We start from the raw sequence: 18,372 nt of genomic DNA, 5'->3' as shown, positions 1-18,372 counted from the left end.
TACATCCTTCCTGAGTACGCCGTATCAACGACGCAACGCAGTCGAGGGCCGACCCGATTCCGGGCGGCCCTCGACTGTGACGTGTGTCCGGCGGTGTCCTACTCTCCCACACCCTCCCGGGTGCAGTACCATCGGCGCTGGAGGGCTTAGCTTCCGGGTTCGGAATGAGACCGGGCGTTTCCCCTCCGCCATGACCGCCGTAACCTTATCAACATGTCAAACAACACCAACACCAACAGTGTTTTCCTTGTTGGGGTGTTGTTTGTTTGTTGTGAGTTACACAGTGGACGCGTAGCAACTTTGATAGTCAAGTCCTCGGCCTATTAGTACCGGTCAACTGAACCCGTTACCGGGCTTACATTTCCGGCCTATCAACCCAGTCGTCTAGCTGGGGGCCTTACCCCACCAAAGGTGGATGGGATACCTCATCTTGAAGCAGGCTTCCCGCTTAGATGCTTTCAGCGGTTATCCCTTCCGAACGTAGCTAACCAGCCGTGCCCCTGGCGGGACAACTGGCACACCAGAGGTTCGTCCGTCCCGGTCCTCTCGTACTAGGGACAGCCCTTCTCAAGTATCCTACGCGCACGGCGGATAGGGACCGAACTGTCTCACGACGTTCTAAACCCAGCTCGCGTACCGCTTTAATGGGCGAACAGCCCAACCCTTGGGACCTGCTACAGCCCCAGGATGCGACGAGCCGACATCGAGGTGCCAAACCATCCCGTCGATATGGACTCTTGGGGAAGATCAGCCTGTTATCCCCGGGGTACCTTTTATCCGTTGAGCGACACCGCTTCCACACGCAAGTGCCGGATCACTAGTCCCGACTTTCGTCCCTGCTCGACCCGTCAGTCTCACAGTCAAGCTCCCTTGTGCACTTGCACTCAACACCTGATTGCCAACCAGGCTGAGGGAACCTTTGGGCGCCTCCGTTACCCTTTAGGAGGCAACCGCCCCAGTTAAACTACCCACCAGACACTGTCCCTGAACCGGATAACGGTCCGAAGTTAGATACCCGAATCAACCAGAGTGGTATTTCAAGATTGCCTCCACCCATACTGGCGTATGAGCTTCACCGGCTCCCACCTATCCTACACAAGCCGACTCAAATACCAATGTCAAGCTATAGTAAAGGTCCCGGGGTCTTTCCGTCCTGCCGCGCGTAACGAGCATCTTTACTCGTACTGCAATTTCGCCGGGCCTGTGGTTGAGACAGTGGGGAAGTCGTTACGCCATTCGTGCAGGTCGGAACTTACCCGACAAGGAATTTCGCTACCTTAGGATGGTTATAGTTACCACCGCCGTTTACTGGCGCTTAAGTTCTCCGCTTCGCCCCAAAAGAGCTAACAGGTCCCCTTAACGTTCCAGCACCGGGCAGGCGTCAGTCCATATACATCGAATTACTTCTTCGCATGGACCTGTGTTTTTAGTAAACAGTCGCTTCCCCCTGCTCTCTGCGGCCATACAACGCTCCACCCGCGCGGGGCTTCACGTCTCCGGCCCCCCTTCTCCCTAAGTTACGGGGGCAATTTGCCGAGTTCCTTAACCACAGTTCGCCCGATCGCCTCGGTATTCTCTACCTGACCACCTGTGTCGGTTTGGGGTACGGGCCGCTCGAAACTCGCTAGAGGCTTTTCTCGGCAGCATAGGATCACTGACTTCACCTGAATCGGCTCGGCATCACGTCTCAGCCCTGTGCGCCACGGATTTGCCTATGGCACGGCCTACACGCTTACCCCGGCACAACCACCGGCCGGGCTCAGCTACCTTCCTGCGTCACCCCATCGCTTGACTACTACCCGCCAGGTTCCCACGCTCACCAACCTCGACCCGAAGGTCTCGGCTAGCTCGGATGGTTAGCACAACGAGGTTCATCAGGGACGCTCCTTCGCGGGTACGGGAATATCAACCCGTTGTCCATCGACTACGCCTCTCGGCCTCGCCTTAGGTCCCGACTCACCCAGGGCGGATTAACCTGGCCCTGGAACCCTTGGTCATCCGGCGGAAGGGTTTCTCACCCTTCTTTCGCTACTCATGCCTGCATTCTCACTCGTGCCGCGTCCACAACTAGGTCACCCCGCTGCTTCACCCCCGGCACGACGCTCCCCTACCCACCCACACACCTGCACGAAACCCCAAAGGACCTCGCGAAGTCATTGTGTGAATGCCACAGCTTCGGCGGTGTGCTTGAGCCCCGCTACATTGTCGGCGCGGAACCACTTGACCAGTGAGCTATTACGCACTCTTTAAAGGGTGGCTGCTTCTAAGCCAACCTCCTGGTTGTCTATGCGACCCCACATCCTTTTCCACTTAGCACACGCTTAGGGGCCTTAGCTGGTGATCTGGGCTGTTTCCCTCTCGACTACGAAGCTTATCCCCCGCAGTCTCACTGCCGCGCTCTCACTTACCGGCATTCGGAGTTTGGCTGATTTCGGTAAGCTTGTAGGCCCCCTAGACCATCCAGTGCTCTACCTCCGGCAAGAAACACACGACGCTGCACCTAAATGCATTTCGGGGAGAACCAGCTATCACGGAGTTTGATTGGCCTTTCACCCCTAACCACAGGTCATCCCCCAACTTTTCAACGTTGGTGGGTTCGGCCCTCCACACGGTCTTACCCGCGCTTCAGCCTGCCCATGGCTAGATCACTCCGCTTCGGGTCTAGAACATGCGACTCAAACGCCCTCTTCAGACTCGCTTTCGCTACGGCTCCCCCACACGGGTTAACCTCGCCACATGCCACTAACTCGCAGGCTCATTCTTCAAAAGGCACGCCGTCACCCCGCAAGGCTCCGACGGATTGTAGGCGAACGGTTTCAGGTACTATTTCACTCCCCTCCCGGGGTACTTTTCACCATTCCCTCACGGTACTCGTCCGCTATCGGTCACCAGGAAGTATTTAGGCTTACCAGGTGGTCCTGGCAGATTCACGGCAGATTTCAGGAGTCCGCCGCTACTCGGGAACACCCACAGAAGACCAGCTGCTTTCACCTACCGGACTATCACCGTCTACGGTCAGCCTTTCCAGACCATTCAGCTAACAACTGGCTTTATCACTCCTCACACGAGTGTCAGCTCGTGTAGCAGGGTCCCACAACCCCGACCACGCAACCCCTGACAGGTATCACACGCAACCGGTTTAGCCTCAATCCGCTTTCGCTCGCCACTACTCACGGAATCACTATTGTTTTCTCTTCCTACGGGTACTGAGATGTTTCACTTCCCCGCGTTCCCTCCACACACCCTATGAGTTCAGGTGCAGGTGACACCACATGACTGATGCCGGGTTACCCCATTCGGACACCCTGGGATCACAGCTCGGTTGACAGCTCCCCCAGGCCTATCGCGGCCTCCCACGTCCTTCATCGGCTCCTGGTGCCAAGGCATCCACCGTTCGCCCTTGACAACTTGACCACAAAGATGCTCGCGTCCACTGTGCAATTCTCAACAAACAACCAACCCACAACCCACCGTCTCCCACCAGCCCGGCAACCACCGGCGGTATGAGAAACCAAGCCATGCCTGGCGCCTCGACAAGCTCCCGCTCGCCTCAAGGCTCTGAAACAACAACCACACAGGTTGTTCCTTCAGGACCCAACAGGGTGCTTTACATCCCTCCCCAGCCGCACCACAGCAACCGTTCCCACCAACCCGAAAGCCGGCTGTACTAAGCGCCCTGACCGTTGCCGAGGAAAAACTCACCAGTGTCTCCGCCAATCGAGCACCCCGACCCGACATCCGCAGGCCGCGGGCTCCATACCACCTTTCGGTGGATGGTGCTCCTTAGAAAGGAGGTGATCCAGCCGCACCTTCCGGTACGGCTACCTTGTTACGACTTCGTCCCAATCGCCAGCCCCACCTTCGACGGCTCCCTCCACAAGGGTTGGGCCACCGGCTTCGGGTGTTGCCGACTTTCGTGACGTGACGGGCGGTGTGTACAAGGCCCGGGAACGTATTCACCGCAGCGTTGCTGATCTGCGATTACTAGCGACTCCGACTTCACGGGGTCGAGTTGCAGACCCCGATCCGAACTGAGACCGGCTTTTTGGGATTCGCTCCACCTCACGGTATCGCAGCCCATTGTACCGGCCATTGTAGCATGCGTGAAGCCCTGGACATAAGGGGCATGATGACTTGACGTCATCCCCACCTTCCTCCGAGTTGACCCCGGCAGTCTCCCATGAGTCCCCAACCGAATTGCTGGCAACATGGGACGAGGGTTGCGCTCGTTGCGGGACTTAACCCAACATCTCACGACACGAGCTGACGACAGCCATGCACCACCTGTCACCGGCCCCGAAGGACCCCACATCTCTGCGAGATTTCCGGCGATGTCAAACCCAGGTAAGGTTCTTCGCGTTGCATCGAATTAATCCGCATGCTCCGCCGCTTGTGCGGGCCCCCGTCAATTCCTTTGAGTTTTAGCCTTGCGGCCGTACTCCCCAGGCGGGGCGCTTAATGCGTTAGCTGCGGCACAGAGAACCGGAGAGGCCCCCCACACCTAGCGCCCAACGTTTACAGCGTGGACTACCAGGGTATCTAATCCTGTTCGCTCCCCACGCTTTCGCTCCTCAGCGTCAGTATCGGCCCAGAGACCCGCCTTCGCCACCGGTGTTCCTCCTGATATCTGCGCATTTCACCGCTACACCAGGAATTCCAGTCTCCCCTACCGAACTCTAGCCTGCCCGTATCGACTGCAGGCCCGCAGTTGAGCCACGGGTTTTCACAGTCGACGCGACAAGCCGCCTACGAGCTCTTTACGCCCAATAAATCCGGACAACGCTCGCGCCCTACGTCTTACCGCGGCTGCTGGCACGTAGTTGGCCGGCGCTTCTTCTGCAGGTACCGTCACTCACGCTTCGTCCCTGCTGAAAGAGGTTTACAACCCGAAGGCCGTCATCCCTCACGCGGCGTCGCTGCATCAGGCTTCCGCCCATTGTGCAATATTCCCCACTGCTGCCTCCCGTAGGAGTCTGGGCCGTGTCTCAGTCCCAGTGTGGCCGGTCGCCCTCTCAGGCCGGCTACCCGTCGTCGCCTTGGTAGGCCATCACCCCACCAACAAGCTGATAGGCCGCGAGCCCATCCCAAGCCGAAAAACTTTCCACCCACAAACATGCGCCCGCAAGTGAATATCCGGTATTAGCCCCGGTTTCCCGGGGTTATCCCAAAGCCTAGGGCAGGTTGCTCACGTGTTACTCACCCGTTCGCCGCTCGAGTACCCCGAAGGGCCTTTCCGCTCGACTTGCATGTGTTAAGCACGCCGCCAGCGTTCGTCCTGAGCCAGGATCAAACTCTCCAACAAAAACCTGTCGAAAAATCCATCCCAGCAACAAAAAATGTTGCCAAAGGAATCCAAACCAACCAGAAAAACCTGGCCAGCCCGGGAAAAAAACAAACTTGGCACTGGCTTATCAAGCACCCTGTTGAGTTCTCAAAGAACAACCACACACCATCAAACAACCCCACAAAAGGGGCCACCATCCGGGGCACCACACCCGCCACAACCGCGCCGGGCACTTTTACTACGTTACCCGGCGGTTTCTGCCGTGTCAAACCGGCTTGCGCCGCTCTGTCACGCTTCTACCCATTCTCCGGGCACCACGATCGCACCGGCCTGCGCCGGTCCTGTCGTGGTTGTGGCAGGCCAGCCGCTGCGGTGTACCGCGAGCGCGCCTGGAGCCCTACCGGTCGTCAACCATACCCGGTCGGTTTCGCCCCGCCAAATCCGCCTCCCGACGAATCTGGGGCACCGCCCGGTTCGGCGACAGGTGACCGTTCACCACCCGCACCGAAGGTCTGCCTACGCTCCGGCCTGGGGCTTTCGCCCTGTTACGTCCGTTCCGCGTTGGCAGAGAGAAAGTTACGCGCCCGGCGGATTGATCGTCAAATCCGCCGGGCGCGTCCCGCGTCACACCTGTCCGCCGGCGATCAGGCGCCGACCTCCACCCCGGCGAAGGAACGCTTTCCCCGGCGCAGCACCAGATATCTGCCGTGCAGCAGATCGGCCGGCGAGACCACGGCGTCCGCCGCGACGACACGGACATTGTTGACGTAGGCGCCGCCCTCCGCGATCACCCGTCGGGCCTCCTTCATGCTCGGCACCAGGCCGGCCGCCTTCAACAGGGCGGCCACCTCCGGGAGTTCGTCGAGGCGTACCAGCCCGGCCTCGGTGAGCGCGGCGCGCAGCGTCACCGCGGACAGGTCGTCCAACGATCCCCGGCCGAACAGGGCCTGACTGGCGGCAACCACCTGGGCCATCTCCCGCTCGCCGTGCACCAGGGTGGTCAGCTCCTCGGCGAGAGCGCGCTGAGCGGCCCGCCCCGCCGGCCGCTCCGCCGTCTCCTTCTCCAACTCCTCCAGTTCCTCCCGGCTGCGGAAGCTGAAGTAGCGCAGGTAACGGCCCACGTCCCGGTCATCGACGTTGATCCAGAACTGGTAGAAGGCGTACGGGCTGGTCATCTCGGCATCGAGCCAGATCGCGCCGCCCTCGGTCTTGCCGAACTTCGAGCCGTCCGACTTGGTCACCAGCGGGGTGGTGAACGCCTGGACCGGCCCGAGCCCGCGCCGCCGCACGTAGTCGACTCCGGCGGTGATGTTGCCCCACTGGTCCGAGCCACCGAACTGGAGCTGGCAGCCGTGCCGCCGGTGCAGCTCGAAGAAGTCGTTGGCCTGTAGCAACTGGTAGCTGAACTCGGTGAAGCTGATCCCGCTCTCCAGCCGGGCGCGGACCACCTCACGGGCCAGCATCCGGTTGACCGGGAAGTGCTTGCCCACGTCGCGCAGGAACTCCACCACCGACATCTCGCCGGTCCAGTCCAGGTTGTTGACCAGGCGGGCGGCATGGTCTCCGGTGTACGACACGAAGGGCGCGAGCTGGTCACGGATCCGCTGCACCCAGGTCGCCACGACCTCCGGCGGGTTGAGAGTCCGTTCCGCGCTCTCCTTCGGATCACCGATCTGGCCGGTGGCGCCCCCGACCAGCAGCAGTGGCCGGTGCCCGGCGAGCTGGAGGCGACGGGCGGTGGTGACCTGCATCAGGTGGCCGACGTGCAGGCTTGGCGCGGTCGGGTCGAAACCCACGTAGAAGGCGGATCCCGGGCCGTCGAGCAGCGCGCGCAGCTCGTCCGGGTCGGTGGAGTCCTGGAGCAGACCCCGCCAGCGCAGGTCATCGGTCAGGGAGTCCCGCCGGGGCGGCGGGAGGGTGCTGTCGGTCACGGTCACCGATTGTCCCCCATCAGCCCGGTCCGGCCCTACCGGGTTCCGGCGACAGGCACCGGCACTAGGCTGGCGATTCCAAGATCGTGGAGGTGACCGTGGACGTGTCGACGATGTCGGGTGGTTTCTTCGCCCTGCTCGGGCTGGAGTTGGACGAGATCAGCGGGGACCGGGTCACGATCCGCTGGCGGGTCCGCCCCGAGCTGCACCAGCCGTACGGCATCCTGCACGGCGGCGTCCACTGCTCGGTGGTGGAGACGGCGGCGAGCCTGGGTGCCGGTGTCTGGCTGGGTGAGCGCGGGCGGGTGGTCGGGGTGTCCAACCAGACCGACTTCCTGCGGGCCGTGGCCGAGGGCGAGTTGGTCGCGGTCGGCACCCCGGTGCACCGGGGACGGAGCCAGCAACTGTGGCAGGTGGAGATCACGGACGCGGACGGGCGGCTGGTCGCCCGTGGTCAGGTCCGCCTCCAGAACCTCTACCCGGCCGAGAACTGACAGGAGCCGCGACTGACCAGGGTGGTCGGCTCAGAGCGCTCGCCGAGCGGGTAGCACGCCCTCGACAGGAAACCGCGCGCAGCCCCGGCCGCCGCTCATCGTCGCCGCGATGCCTGAGCAGCACTGAAGGCGGTTTCGGGTAGATGGCGGCTTTGGTGGCGTTATCGTCGCGTCGATGACCGAGCCCGCATCGCCGACGTGAGGAAGCTCCTCGCCGCCACGCTCGGCATCCTGTCCGCGGTCGGCGGCTTCGTCGACATCGGCGACCTGGTCGCCGCCGGCCAGGCCGGGGCCCGCTTCGGCATGGCGCACACCTGGGTGCTGCTGCTCGGGGTCGTCGCCATCTGCGCGTACGCGGAAATGGCCGGACGGATCGCGGCGGTGACCGGCCGGGCCGTGTTCGACCTGGTCCGGGAGCGGCTCGGCGCACGGATGGCACTGCTCAACCTGGTGGCGTCGTACCTGGTCACGGTGATCACCCTGGCTGCCGAACTGGGCGGGGTGGCGCTGGCGTTGCGGCTGGCCACCGGCGTGCCGTACCTGCTCTGGGTGCCCGTCGCCGGGATCGCGGTCTGGCTGGTGCTGTGGCGGATGCGGTTCCCGGTGATGGAACGGGTCTTCGGGCTGGCCGGGCTCGCGTTGGTGGTGTTCGCCGTCGCCCTGTTCTGGCTGCCGACCGACTGGGCGGCGCTCGGTCGCAGCGCCGTGGCACCCGACGACTCCGGTCAGGGGTGGGGGGCGTACTGGTTCGTCGCGGTGGCGCTGTTCGCCTCGACGGTCAGCCCGTACGAGGTCTTCTTCTTCTCCTCCGGCGGGGTCGAGGAACGGTGGAGCGCGGACGACCTGGCCGATGCCCGCTTCAGCGTGTTGGTCGGCTTTCCGGTCGGCGGCTTCCTCGCCCTGTCGCTGATCGCGACGGCGGCGGTGGTGCTACGCCCCGCCGGCCTGTCGGTGGACAGCCTCGACCAGGTCGCGCACCCGGTGGTGCTGGCCTTCGGCGCGGCCGGCCTGGCGGTGGCGGCACTGGCGTTCTTCGCGGTCACCTTCGGCGCCGCGTTGGAGACCGGCCTGTCCGCCGCGTACGCCGCCGCCCAGTATTTCGGCTGGCAGTGGGGCAAGCGGGTGAGCCCGCGCGAGGCGGCTCGCTTCCACACGGTGTTGCTGGTCAGCGTGCTGCTCGGGGTGCTCCTGCTGCTCACCACGGTCGACCCGGTGTCGCTCACCGAGTACATGCTGATCATCAGCGCGGTGGCGTTGCCGCTGATCTACCTGCCGATCCTGGTGGTCGCCAACGACCACACCTACCTGGGTGGCCGGGTCAACGGCCGGGCACTCAACCTGCTGGGCGCGGTGCTGCTGCTGGTCATCCTCGCCGCCTCGATCGTCGCCGTACCACTGGCGATCGGTACGAGGATGGGCCAGTGAGGATCCAGATCAGCCAGGAACTGCTCGACCGGCAACTGGTCGATCGCGACGGGAGGCTCATCGGCAAGGTCGACGACGTGGAGTTCGCGCTGGACGGGGACGGGGTGCCGTACCTACGGTCGCTGCTCAGTGGGCCGGGCGCGCTCGGGCAGCGGGTCGGCGGCCGGCTGGGCCGGATGCTGGTGCTGACCGCCGAGCGGTTCGTCACGGACCGGCCGATGGCGCCACTGCGCATCCCGTACGCGCTTGTCGAACGGGTGGACAGTGCGGTGTGGCTGCGGGTACGGGCCGACGAGCTGCCCACCTCGCCGGTGGAGGAGTGGTTGCGCCGGCACGTGATCGATCGGATACCCGGGGCGCACCGTGCGAGCGGGTGAGCTGTTGGGTCGGACCGCGTACGACCTTCAGGGCCGCCGGCTGGGTCGGGTGGTGGATCTCGTGCTGCGCGGCCCCGCGGACGGCCCGCTGCGGTTGACCGACCTGGTCGTCACCCGACACTGGTACGGCCGGCTGAGTGGGCGGCTGATCGGTCCGCAGCGGCACCCGTCGGGCCCCTGGGCGATTCGGGCGCTGGCCCGGCTGCTCGGTCGAAGCACCCGGCAGGTGCCGATGGATCGGGTGCGGTTGGATCCGCCACTGCCCGGCCCGCGCGGCCCAGGCCGGGCAGCCGGCAGCTGACTCGCAGCGCGAACGACGACCGTCGCGGGCGGGCCGGCGCACCCGCGCTCTCAGCGCCGGGTGCCGTCCAGAACCGAAGAGCCGTCGGTCGGCGTGCCCGACGGCTCGTCCGGCTGCGCCTCGGGCACGTCGGGGACGGCAGGTGCGGCCGCCTCGGCCGCGCCGGAAGCCTCGGACACCGCTGTCCCGAGGGCTTCCGGGTCCCCGGGTGCCGCTGTCACCCGGCGCAGCCGGACACCGGAGACCGCCCGGTCGTCGGCGAGCGTCACCTCCAGCCGCCAGGCATCGACGGTGAGATGCTCCCCGGCGCGGGGGATCCGGCCGAGACCGGCCAGAAGCAGCCCGGCCACGGTGGTGTAGGCACCGTCCGGACGCCCGGGCAGCTCCACACCGATGTCGGGCAGATCGTGCACGGGAAACGTGCCCGGCAGCAGCAGTGCCCCGTCGTCGTCGGTGCGTACCGCACCGACGTCCCGGTCGGTCTCGTCGTAGATCTCCCCGACGATCTCCTCGAGGATGTCCTCCAGGGTGACGATGCCCTCGACGGCACCGCGTTCGTCGACGACCAGGGCCATGTGCTGGCGTTCGGCCTTGAACCGGCGCAGCGCGTCGACCACCAGCACCGAGTCCGGCAGCAGCAGCGGCGGGCGAGTGTACTCGTCGACCGGCTGGTCGTCAGCGACGCCGACCAGGTCCCGCAGGTGGATGACGCCCACCGAATCGTCCAGGCCGCCGTGGCGGACCACCGGCGCGCGGGAGTGCCCGGAGGCGGCCAGCACCAGCCGGGCGGCCTCCGCCGTGGTGCCGCTGTCCAGGCAGAACACCTGCAACCTCGGCACCAGCACCGCCCGCAGCCGCCGCTCGGCGATCTCCACGGCACCGGCGATGATGGTCTGCTGCTCCTTGGTGAAGCCGTGGTGACCGGCCACGATGTCCCGCAGCTCGTCCGGGCTGATCTCGTCCCGCTCGGGCTTCGGATCCAGCCCGAACAGCCGTACCACCAGGTCGCTCGTGGCACCGAGCACCCAGACGACCGGCCGGGTGAGACCGGCGAGCAGATCCAGCGGGCGGGCGACGAGCAGCGCCCACCGCTCCGGGACCTGCATGGCGATCCGTTTCGGGGCCAGCTCACCGAAGACCAGGGTGACGAAGGTCAGCACCAACGTGACCAGCACCACGGACAACGGGCCGGCGGCCCGGCCGAAGACACCCTCCAGCAGCGGAACCAGCGGCTGGGCCAGCGACACCGCGGCGGCGGCCGAGGCGAGGAACCCGGCCAGCGTGATGCCGATCTGGATGGTGGCCAGGAATCGGTTGGGGTCGCGGGCCAGCCGGGCCAGTACCCGGCCCGTGCGCCCGGTGCGTTCCAGCCGTTGGAGCTGGCTGTCCCGCAGCGACACCAGCGCCAGCTCGCTGCCGGCGAAGATCGCGTTCACCACGATCAGGACTGCGACCAGGGCCAGCTGGCTCCAGTAGCTCTGCACGCCCGGTTCTCCCTCGCTGGACCGCGCCGGGTGGCGCCGCCGGTGGCGGCCCCGCCGGCGTAGCGGAGCCTATGCCCACTCACTCCGGCGGTGAATCATCACCAGGTGGAGCCGGGGCGCGCTCAGCCCTGCGGCAGCGCCGGTGCCGGCAGATCCAGCACGTACGACTCCCCCGCGCGGCGGAACCCGAGACGGTGGTAGTACGGGGCGACCATGCCCGGTGGGCTCAGCACCTGGCGGAACCCGCGGTCGGTGAACAGGCTGCTGCGCCGGTAGACGAACTCGCCGGGGGTGAAGTCACGAAACGGCGGGGTGACGTAGTCCAGGTCGACCTGGGCCACCCCGTCGCCGACGTCGCGCACCAGCACCACCCCGACGACCTCGTCGGCGCGTACGACGAGGAAGGCCGAGCGGCCGGCCAGCCGGTCCGGGTGGAAGCCCGGGTTGAACCGGGCGATGTCGGCGGCGTGCACCCGCAGCGTGTGGGCCAGGAACGCGTCGTCGGCCCCCACCTCGACGACCTGGTAGGTCTGCTCGTCGTGTCGGGTGCTGAGCAGTCGCCGCAGGTACCAGATGTTGATGACGGCCAACACCACGTTCAGCCCGACCATGGGCCAGACCCGGATCGTGGCGTTGTAGCCGATCAGGACAACACAGCCGACCAGGTTGAGGGCGCGCAGCCGCAGGATGCGCGTCTGTAGCAGCGACCAGACCAGCAGCGCGGAGCCGGCCCAGCCGACCAGTTCCAGCCAGTTCACCCCGCGAGGGTAGTCGCCGCCCTGGTCAGCCCCGGTGCCCGGGGGCGGATCACGCCGGATCGGCACCCGGTCACGCGGGCAGTTCCAGCACGTGCTCGTCGATCTCGTGGCCGCGGCCCGGGGCGTACGCCCGGTCGGTGCCGCGCACCACGAACCCGCAGCGACGCAGCACCGTCAGCGACGCGACGTTGTCGGTGGCCGTCCGCGCGAACAGCGGCCGGCGGGTGACCTCCCGCAGCAGCGCGGCCAGGGCGCGGGTGGCGTACCCGCGGCCCCAGTGCGCCCGGTCGATCCAGTAGCTGACCTCGAACGCGTCGTCGACCGGGAAGGCCAGCACGTGACCGACCACCGTGTCGTCGACGGTCACCGTGCGGGCCAGGTTCTCCGGACCGGTGAGAATGCGGACCCAGTGCGCGGCGAACGCCCGCCGGTCCGTCGGATCCTCGGCGCCGAAGGCGGCCATCCGGCTGGCCTCCGGGTCGAGCTGGTGGACGAAGAACTCCACCAGGTCGTCCTCGCGTACCGGGCGCAGCCGCAGGTCGTCGGTCACCGGCCGACCATACGCGGCCCGGTTGAGGACCAGCGACCTGTTCGGATCGGCTTTCGGCCCTGCCCCCACCAGCGGCGGCGTTGCTACCAACGAGGCAGAGGCATCGACGGCGGAGTGGAGGCCGGGTCATGACCAGGTACGTGTACGACGTCATCAAGGGCGGCTTGACCATGAATCCGGTCGGCTGGGTCAGCTTCCTCGCCGTACGCACTCCGCACCCCCGGGCGGTACGCCACGTCGAGCACTTTCGGTGATGTTGCCGCCTTCGGACGGCCGGAGGCAGCAACATCACGGATGTTGCCCGGATCAGGAGCGACGTCGGCCGGGACGTGGGTGCCCGGCCCGAGGGGCGAGCAGCGTGCCGGCGTCGCCGCGTGGGATGGGCCGGCAGGGCCGTTGGTCCCGGGGAGCGCGGGCGGATCGCCCCTGCCGGGCGGTGCCGGCCTCGGCGAGGCTGACGTCTGAAGGGCGTGCCGTCGGGGTACGTCCGGCGCAGAGGGCGGAGCGGGCGGTGGCCGGACAGGTCCAGGTCGCGGCCGGGGACGTACGCAGGCAGAGCATCGTCGCGGCGGCACCCGACATCCGCCGGTTCCTGCGCTACGCCCTCTCCGGCGGGGTGGCCGAGATTACGGTGATGCTGCTCGGGCCGCTGTTCGGCCTGCCCGTGCCGCTGCTGCCGGCCCAGATCCTCTGGATCAACCTGCTCACCCACGGGGTGCCCGGGGTGGCCCTGGGCGCCGAACCGGCCGAACCCGGCACCCTGCGCCGGGTGCCACGCTCACCGCAGGAGTCGGTGCTCGGCGCGGGCCTGGGTAGGCAGATCCTGGTCGGCGGGGCGCTGATCGCGGCGGTGACCCTGGGCGCGGGTGTGCTCGCCGCCCACTGGAACCGGCCGTGGCAGTCGGTGATCTTCGTCGTGCTCGGCCTGGCCCAGCTCGGCGTGGCCCTGGCGGTCCGTGCGCCACGACCGGCCGGACAACGGCGGGGCAACCTGGCGTTGCCGCTCGCGGTCGCCGCCTCCGCGCTGCTCCAGGTGGCCGGAGTGCTGCTGCCGCCGCTGCGGGAGCTGCTCGGCACCGAGGTGCTCGGCGTCACCGACCTGCTGGCCTGTGGCGCGGTGAGCGTCCTACCCGCCCTGGTGCTGCGGCTGACCCGACGCCGCCCCGGTGCCGCGGCCGACCCGGAGTACGTCGGGAGTCGATCTGCCCACCCTGACGCCGTCAGGTGAGCGAGGCTGACAGCGGAGTCGAGGAGGAGATGTGATGGCCAGCAACACCGGCGCCCCCGTCGTGGTGGGTGTGGACGGTTCCGAGATCGGCCTGCACGCGGTGCGCGCCGCCGCGCGGGAGGCGGCGTACCGGCACCGCCCGCTGCGGATCGTGCACGCGTTCATCTGGCCGCTGATGGGAGTGCCGTTGGGTCCCGCGCCGAGCGGGCCGGCCGACGGCGGCCTGCGCAACCAGGCCGACAGGTATCTTGCCGACGCCGTCGCCGAGGCCGGCAAGGCGGCCCCGGAGGTGGCGGTGACCGGCGAGGTGGTCGACGGAGCGGCGAGCACCGTCCTGCTCGCCGAGGCCCGGGACGCGGCGTTGGTAGTCCTCGGCAACCGGGGGCTGGGCGGCTTCGCCGGGCTGCTGCTCGGCTCGGTGGCCGTGCAGGTCAGCGCCCACGCGGACGGCCCGGTGCTGGTGGTTCGCGGCGAATCGCGGGCGGACGGGCCGGTGGTGGTCGGCGTCGACGGTTCGGAGTTGTCCCGGGAGGCCGTCCGGTTCGCCTTCGAGGAGGCGGCGTGGCGCGGCAGCGAACTGGTCGCGGTGCACGCCTGGCTCTATCCGACCCCGGCCGGCCCCGGTGACATCCTGCCGCTGGTCTACGACCTGGACGCCTTCCGGGACGAGGAGGAGCGCGTCCTCGCCGAGGCGGTGGCCGGCTGGTCCGAGCGCTATCCGGAGGTGCCGGTGCGGCGACGGCTGGTGCGCGGTTCCCCGGGTCGGGCGCTGGTGGAGGAGTCCCGCACCGCCCAGCTGGTGGTGGTGGGCGCGCGGGGGCGCGGGGCGCTGGGCGGGCTGCTGCTCGGCTCGGTCAGCCACGCCGTGCTGCACCACGCCCACTCCCCGCTGGCGGTCGTCCGGAAGCTGCGTACGGTCGAGGGGACCTGACCGGTGGTGTGTCGACGCGTCCCGGCGGCGGGACGCGTCGACAATGAACCCTGACCGACCTGTGGAGTGACGATGAACCGACCTGTCGTGGTGGGGGTGGACGGATCGCCGCCGAGCCTGGTGGCCGCGGAGCACGCGGCGGAGGCGGCGGTGTGGCGGTCCCGCCCGTTGCACCTGGTGCACGGCTACCTGCACCCGCTCGGCTACGGCGTGCCGATCAACCCGTACGAGGTGGGCGTGCCGGCAGCGTCGGAGGACGGCCGCAAGATGCTCGAACAGACCGCCGCTGAACTGGTCGACCGGTGGCCGGGGCTGACGGTCGACGTGCGTCAGGTGGCCGGCGGGCCGGGTGCGACGCTGGTCGAGGAGTCCCGGCGGGCGGAGTTGGTGGTGGTGGGCAGCCGGGGCCTGGGCGGCTTCGCCGGGCTGCTGCTCGGCTCGGTCGGCACCCAGGTCGCGGCGCACGGGCACTGCCCGGTGCTGGTGATCCGTCCGCCCGACCGTCCGATCCCCACCGAGGGCCCGGTGCTGGTCGGTGTGGACGGTTCGGAGTCGGCCGAGCTCGCCGTCGGTTACGGCGCCGAGGAGGCCGGCCGGCGCGGCGGGACGCTGGTGCTGATGCACGTCGCCGACGAAGGCGACGACGAGGGGAAGGCGGCGGACCTGCTCGCCACCGCCGGTGCGGCGGCGCGCGGCAGTCACCCGGGGCTGACCGTGCAGGAACGGGTGCTCGTCGCGCCCAAGCCCGACCAGGCGCTGATCGAGGCGACCGGTGACGCGGCGCTCGTGGTGGCCGGTTCGCGCGGTCGGGGCGGCTTCGCCGGGCTGCTGCTCGGCTCGGTAAGCCAGACGCTTGTGCACCACGCCCGCTGCCCGGTGCTCATCGCCCACCCGCACGAGCCGGAGCAGTGACCATCCGTCGGCCGGGCCGCCAACGAATGGCGGCCCGGCCGGCGGAGATCAGCTGTCGCGGCCGTGAAGCAGCTCGTCGAAGCTGGTGGTCAGGGCGAACGGGTCGGCAGGGCCGCTGGACGGCGCGCTGCGCCGTACCAGCTCGGCCAGTTCCCGACCCGCGCGCTCGATCCGGGCGCGCAACGCGCCGTCGACGGTGCCGCCGGACCAGTCCTCCGGTGCGGCGAAGACCGCGGTCGGCGCCACCACCGCCCGCAGGTAGGTGAACATCGGACGGAGCGCGTGCTCCAGCGCCAGGGAGTGCCGTGCGGTGCCGCCGGTTGCGCCGATCAGCACCGCACGGCCGCCGAGCGCGTCGGCGTCCACCAGGTCGAAGAAGGCCTTGAACAGCCCGTTGTACGAGGCGTTGAAGATCGGGCTGACGGCGATCAGCCCGTCGGCGCCGGTGACCTCGTCCATCACCTGCCGCAGCTGCTCCGACGGAAAGCCGGTGAGCAGGTGGTTGACGATGTCGTGGGCGTGTTCGCGCAGCTCGACCGGGCGCAGCTGGACCTGCTCCCCGTGCCGGACCAACTCGTCGCGGGTCGCCGCGGCGAGTTGGTCGGCGAGCAGCCGGGTCGACGAGGGCTGGCTGAGACCGGCCGAGACCACGGCGAGGGTACGCACGGTCATCGGGCGGCCTCCGGCGCCCGGCCGGTGACGTCGTCGACGGCGTGGACGGTGCTGTCGCTGCCTCCTCCGGCGGCGGCCAGCAGCGAGGCGTGGGTCGGTGCCAGCGGCACGTGCGCCGGCCGCAGCGACTCGAACTCCTTGCGCAGCACCGGCACGACCTCCTCGCCGAGCAGATCGAGCTGCTCCAGGACCGTCTTCAACGGCAGCCCGGCGTGGTCGACGAGGAACAACTGCCGCTGGTAGTCACCCACGTAGTCGCGGAAGCTGAGCGTACGGTCGATGACCTGCTGCGGGCTGCCCACGGTCAGCGGGGTCTGCGCGGTGAACTCCTCCAGCGAGGGGCCGTGGCCGTAGACCGGGGCGTTGTCGAAGTAGGGGCGGAACTCACGCACCGCGTCCTGGGAGTTGCGCCGCATGAACACCTGGCCACCGAGACCCACGATCGCCTGGTCGGCGGAGCCGTGACCGTAGTGCTCGAAGCGCTGCCGGTACAGGCCGACCATCCGCCGGGTGTGCTCGGCGGGCCAGAAGATGTGGTTGGCGAAGAACCCGTCGCCGTAGTAGGCGGCCTGCTCGGCGATCTCCGGGCTGCGGATGGAGCCGTGCCACACGAACGGGGGCACGCCGTCGAGCGGGCGCGGCGTCGAGGTGAACGACTGCAACGGGGTGCGGAACCTGCCCTTCCAGTCGACCACGTCCTCGCGCCACAACCGGCGCAGCAGGTCGTAGTTCTCGATGGCGAGCGGGATGCCGTTGCGGATGTCCTGCCCGAACCAGGGGTAGACCGGCCCGGTGTTGCCCCGCCCCATCATCAGGTCGACCCGGCCGTCGGCGAGGTGTTGCAGCATCGCGTAGTCCTCGGCGATCTTCACCGGGTCGTTGGTGGTGATCAACGTGGTCGCGGTGGACAGCAGCAGCCGCTCGGTGCGGGCGGCGATCCAACCCAGCATGGTGGTGGGCGACGAGGGCACGAACGGCGGGTTGTGGTGCTCGCCGGTGGCGAAGACGTCGAGGCCGACCTCCTCGGCCTTCAGCGCGATGGTGGTCATCGCCTTGATCCGTTCGGCTTCGGTGGGCTCCCGGCCGTTGGTCGGGTCGACCGTGACGTCGCCGACGGTGAAGACTCCGAACTGCATGACCGCTCCCTCGTGTCGTCCGACCGGGCGGTGATGCCCGATGCCCCCGACAACATATTTGACGAGTCAACTATTCCGCGAGTCCGTCTCGCGCCAGTGTTCCCCCGTCACGCCCCCTCATCCCCGGTCCGCACCGGCCGGTCGGTCGGCTGGTCGGACGTGCGGCTGATCGGGCGGGCGGCTGATCGGGCGCTGCTGGACCGGCGCACGTCGCGAACCAGGTCAGGCACGGCGTCGTGGCACGTGCCGGCGGTACGGACTGATGGTCGGATCGCCGGTGATCCAGAAGCGCCAGGGCCTGTCGTGCGCGGCGGCCACGCCGACCCGCGGGCCCGCGGAGACAGCCGACGGCGCGACCGGGCGGGTCGGCGGCGTCAGCAGCAGCGGCCCGGTCCCGTCGAGCAGGCAGGTGCCGTTCGCCGCCGCGTCGACGCCAAGCGCGACCACCAGCCGGGCCGGCCCCCGCGCGAGATCCCGGTCGGCCACCTCGCCGCGCCGCTTGCGGGCCAGGTCCACGCCGTCGACCACCTCGCCGGCACGCAGCAGCACCGCCGCCGCCTCCCCCTCGGCGCCGCAGACGATGTTGAGGCACCAGTGCATCCCGAAGACGAAGTACGTGTAGGCGTGCCCCGCAGCGCCGAACATGACCTGCGTCCGTGGGGTCGGACCACGATGGGCGTGCGAGGCGGGATCCGCGCCGGTGCCGGCGTACGCCTCGACCTCGGTGAGCCGGACCCGGACCCCGTTGGCCGACACCTCCCAGCCCAGCAGGTTCCGCGCCGTCTGGGCGACGTCGGCGGCCGGGGCACTGAGCCAGGAATGTTCCACGCCCCCAGGTAACCCGGCCCGGGTCCGGCCGGCAACCAGACACCCCTCTTTTGCCCGCACA

Annotated in this window: 15 protein-coding genes and 3 rRNA genes; 8 read left to right on the top strand and 10 right to left on the bottom strand. The window is 68.0% G+C overall.

The window, feature by feature from the left end:
- Positions 1-85: 85 nt before the first annotated feature.
- From rrf to tyrS, 4 genes are all read right to left on the bottom strand, one after another.
- Positions 86-202: ribosomal RNA gene (gene rrf / locus O7601_RS17215) — 5S ribosomal RNA — on the bottom strand.
- Between the two features lie 101 nt (positions 203-303).
- A 23S ribosomal RNA gene (locus tag O7601_RS17210) occupies positions 304-3,414 on the bottom strand.
- A gap of 373 nt (positions 3,415-3,787) precedes the next feature.
- Positions 3,788-5,302, bottom strand: a 16S ribosomal RNA gene (locus O7601_RS17205).
- The 16S, 23S and 5S rRNA genes sit together here, the layout of an rRNA operon.
- A gap of 626 nt (positions 5,303-5,928) precedes the next feature.
- Positions 5,929-7,215, bottom strand: a complete 1,287-nt coding sequence (gene tyrS / locus O7601_RS17200; RefSeq protein WP_281562133.1) for a tyrosine--tRNA ligase — start codon at positions 7,213-7,215, stop codon at positions 5,929-5,931.
- Positions 7,216-7,328: 113 nt separating this feature from the next.
- Here tyrS and O7601_RS17195 point away from each other — a divergent pair, with 113 nt between their 5' ends.
- The 4 genes from O7601_RS17195 to O7601_RS17180 all read left to right on the top strand — a co-directional run bounded on the left by O7601_RS17195 (position 7,329) and on the right by O7601_RS17180 (position 9,812).
- Entirely contained in the window at positions 7,329-7,709 is a 381-nt protein-coding gene (locus O7601_RS17195; RefSeq protein WP_281566959.1) for a PaaI family thioesterase, read from the top strand.
- A 198-nt stretch (positions 7,710-7,907) separates the two neighbouring features.
- Positions 7,908-9,134 (top strand): divalent metal cation transporter, encoded by a 1,227-nt coding sequence (locus tag O7601_RS17190; protein ID WP_281562132.1) that lies wholly within the window; start codon positions 7,908-7,910, stop codon positions 9,132-9,134.
- On the top strand, positions 9,131-9,511 hold the full coding sequence (locus tag O7601_RS17185; protein WP_281562131.1) for a hypothetical protein: 381 nt from the start codon (positions 9,131-9,133) through the stop codon (positions 9,509-9,511). The genes O7601_RS17190 and O7601_RS17185 overlap by 4 nt, the downstream gene beginning before the upstream one ends.
- Positions 9,498-9,812, top strand: a complete 315-nt coding sequence (locus tag O7601_RS17180; protein WP_281562130.1) for a PRC-barrel domain-containing protein — start codon at positions 9,498-9,500, stop codon at positions 9,810-9,812. The genes O7601_RS17185 and O7601_RS17180 overlap by 14 nt, the downstream gene beginning before the upstream one ends.
- 50 nt (positions 9,813-9,862) lie before the next feature.
- Here O7601_RS17180 and O7601_RS17175 read toward each other — a convergent pair whose 3' ends face one another.
- The 3 genes from O7601_RS17175 to O7601_RS17165 form a co-directional block, all read right to left on the bottom strand.
- Positions 9,863-11,296 carry a hemolysin family protein gene (locus O7601_RS17175; protein ID WP_281562129.1) on the bottom strand — a complete coding sequence of 478 codons (1,434 nt, stop codon included), beginning with the start codon at positions 11,294-11,296 and terminating at the stop codon, positions 9,863-9,865.
- A gap of 122 nt (positions 11,297-11,418) precedes the next feature.
- Positions 11,419-12,054, bottom strand: coding sequence for a hypothetical protein (locus O7601_RS17170; RefSeq protein WP_281562128.1), 636 nt, complete (start codon positions 12,052-12,054; stop codon positions 11,419-11,421).
- Between the two features lie 70 nt (positions 12,055-12,124).
- A complete protein-coding gene (locus O7601_RS17165; RefSeq protein WP_281562127.1) occupies positions 12,125-12,604 on the bottom strand; it encodes a GNAT family N-acetyltransferase in 480 nt (159 codons plus the stop codon).
- A 128-nt stretch (positions 12,605-12,732) separates the two neighbouring features.
- On the opposite strand from O7601_RS17165, the gene O7601_RS17160 reads away from it, so the two are divergent.
- The 4 genes from O7601_RS17160 (at position 12,733) to O7601_RS17145 (ending at position 15,675) form a co-directional block, all read left to right on the top strand.
- The gene (locus O7601_RS17160) at positions 12,733-12,858 is read left to right on the top strand and encodes a hypothetical protein (RefSeq protein WP_281562126.1); all 126 of its coding nucleotides are present in this window, start codon (positions 12,733-12,735) and stop codon (positions 12,856-12,858) included.
- Positions 12,859-13,115: 257 nt separating this feature from the next.
- Positions 13,116-13,832, top strand: a complete 717-nt coding sequence (locus O7601_RS17155) for a cation-translocating P-type ATPase C-terminal domain-containing protein (RefSeq protein ID WP_281562125.1) — start codon at positions 13,116-13,118, stop codon at positions 13,830-13,832.
- A 34-nt stretch (positions 13,833-13,866) separates the two neighbouring features.
- Positions 13,867-14,763: a universal stress protein gene (locus O7601_RS17150; RefSeq protein WP_281562124.1), complete on the top strand. Its 897-nt coding sequence runs from the start codon at positions 13,867-13,869 to the stop codon at positions 14,761-14,763.
- A 66-nt stretch (positions 14,764-14,829) separates the two neighbouring features.
- Positions 14,830-15,675 (top strand): universal stress protein, encoded by an 846-nt coding sequence (locus tag O7601_RS17145; RefSeq protein ID WP_281562123.1) that lies wholly within the window; start codon positions 14,830-14,832, stop codon positions 15,673-15,675.
- A gap of 48 nt (positions 15,676-15,723) precedes the next feature.
- Here O7601_RS17145 and O7601_RS17140 read toward each other — a convergent pair whose 3' ends face one another.
- From O7601_RS17140 to O7601_RS17130, 3 genes are all read right to left on the bottom strand, one after another.
- The gene (locus O7601_RS17140) at positions 15,724-16,347 is read right to left on the bottom strand and encodes an FMN reductase (RefSeq protein WP_281562122.1); all 624 of its coding nucleotides are present in this window, start codon (positions 16,345-16,347) and stop codon (positions 15,724-15,726) included.
- Complete coding sequence (locus O7601_RS17135; RefSeq protein WP_281562121.1) at positions 16,344-17,483, bottom strand: LLM class flavin-dependent oxidoreductase; 1,140 nt, start codon at positions 17,481-17,483, stop codon at positions 16,344-16,346. Before O7601_RS17135 ends, O7601_RS17140 begins: the two co-directional genes overlap by 4 nt.
- 222 nt (positions 17,484-17,705) lie before the next feature.
- Positions 17,706-18,311 carry a DNA-3-methyladenine glycosylase gene (locus O7601_RS17130; RefSeq protein ID WP_281562120.1) on the bottom strand — a complete coding sequence of 202 codons (606 nt, stop codon included), beginning with the start codon at positions 18,309-18,311 and terminating at the stop codon, positions 17,706-17,708.
- Positions 18,312-18,372: the final 61 nt, after the last annotated feature.

Source organism: Verrucosispora sp. WMMD573, assembly GCF_027497175.1.
In the GTDB taxonomy this organism is placed as follows: domain Bacteria; phylum Actinomycetota; class Actinomycetes; order Mycobacteriales; family Micromonosporaceae; genus Micromonospora.
Note: the sequence above shows the minus strand (reverse complement) of the source record. Positions and strands in the feature narration are given on the sequence as shown.

Coding starts and splice junctions, on each gene's coding strand:
- O7601_RS17160 (WP_281562126.1), top strand. CDS start 12,733: ATGACCAGGTACGTGTACGACGTCATCAAGGGCGGCTTGACCATGAAT.
- O7601_RS17195 (WP_281566959.1), top strand. CDS start 7,329: ATGTCGGGTGGTTTCTTCGCCCTGCTCGGGCTGGAGTTGGACGAGATC.
- O7601_RS17140 (WP_281562122.1), bottom strand. CDS start 16,347: ATGACCGTGCGTACCCTCGCCGTGGTCTCGGCCGGTCTCAGCCAGCCC.
- O7601_RS17150 (WP_281562124.1), top strand. CDS start 13,867: ATGGCCAGCAACACCGGCGCCCCCGTCGTGGTGGGTGTGGACGGTTCC.
- O7601_RS17135 (WP_281562121.1), bottom strand. CDS start 17,483: ATGCAGTTCGGAGTCTTCACCGTCGGCGACGTCACGGTCGACCCGACC.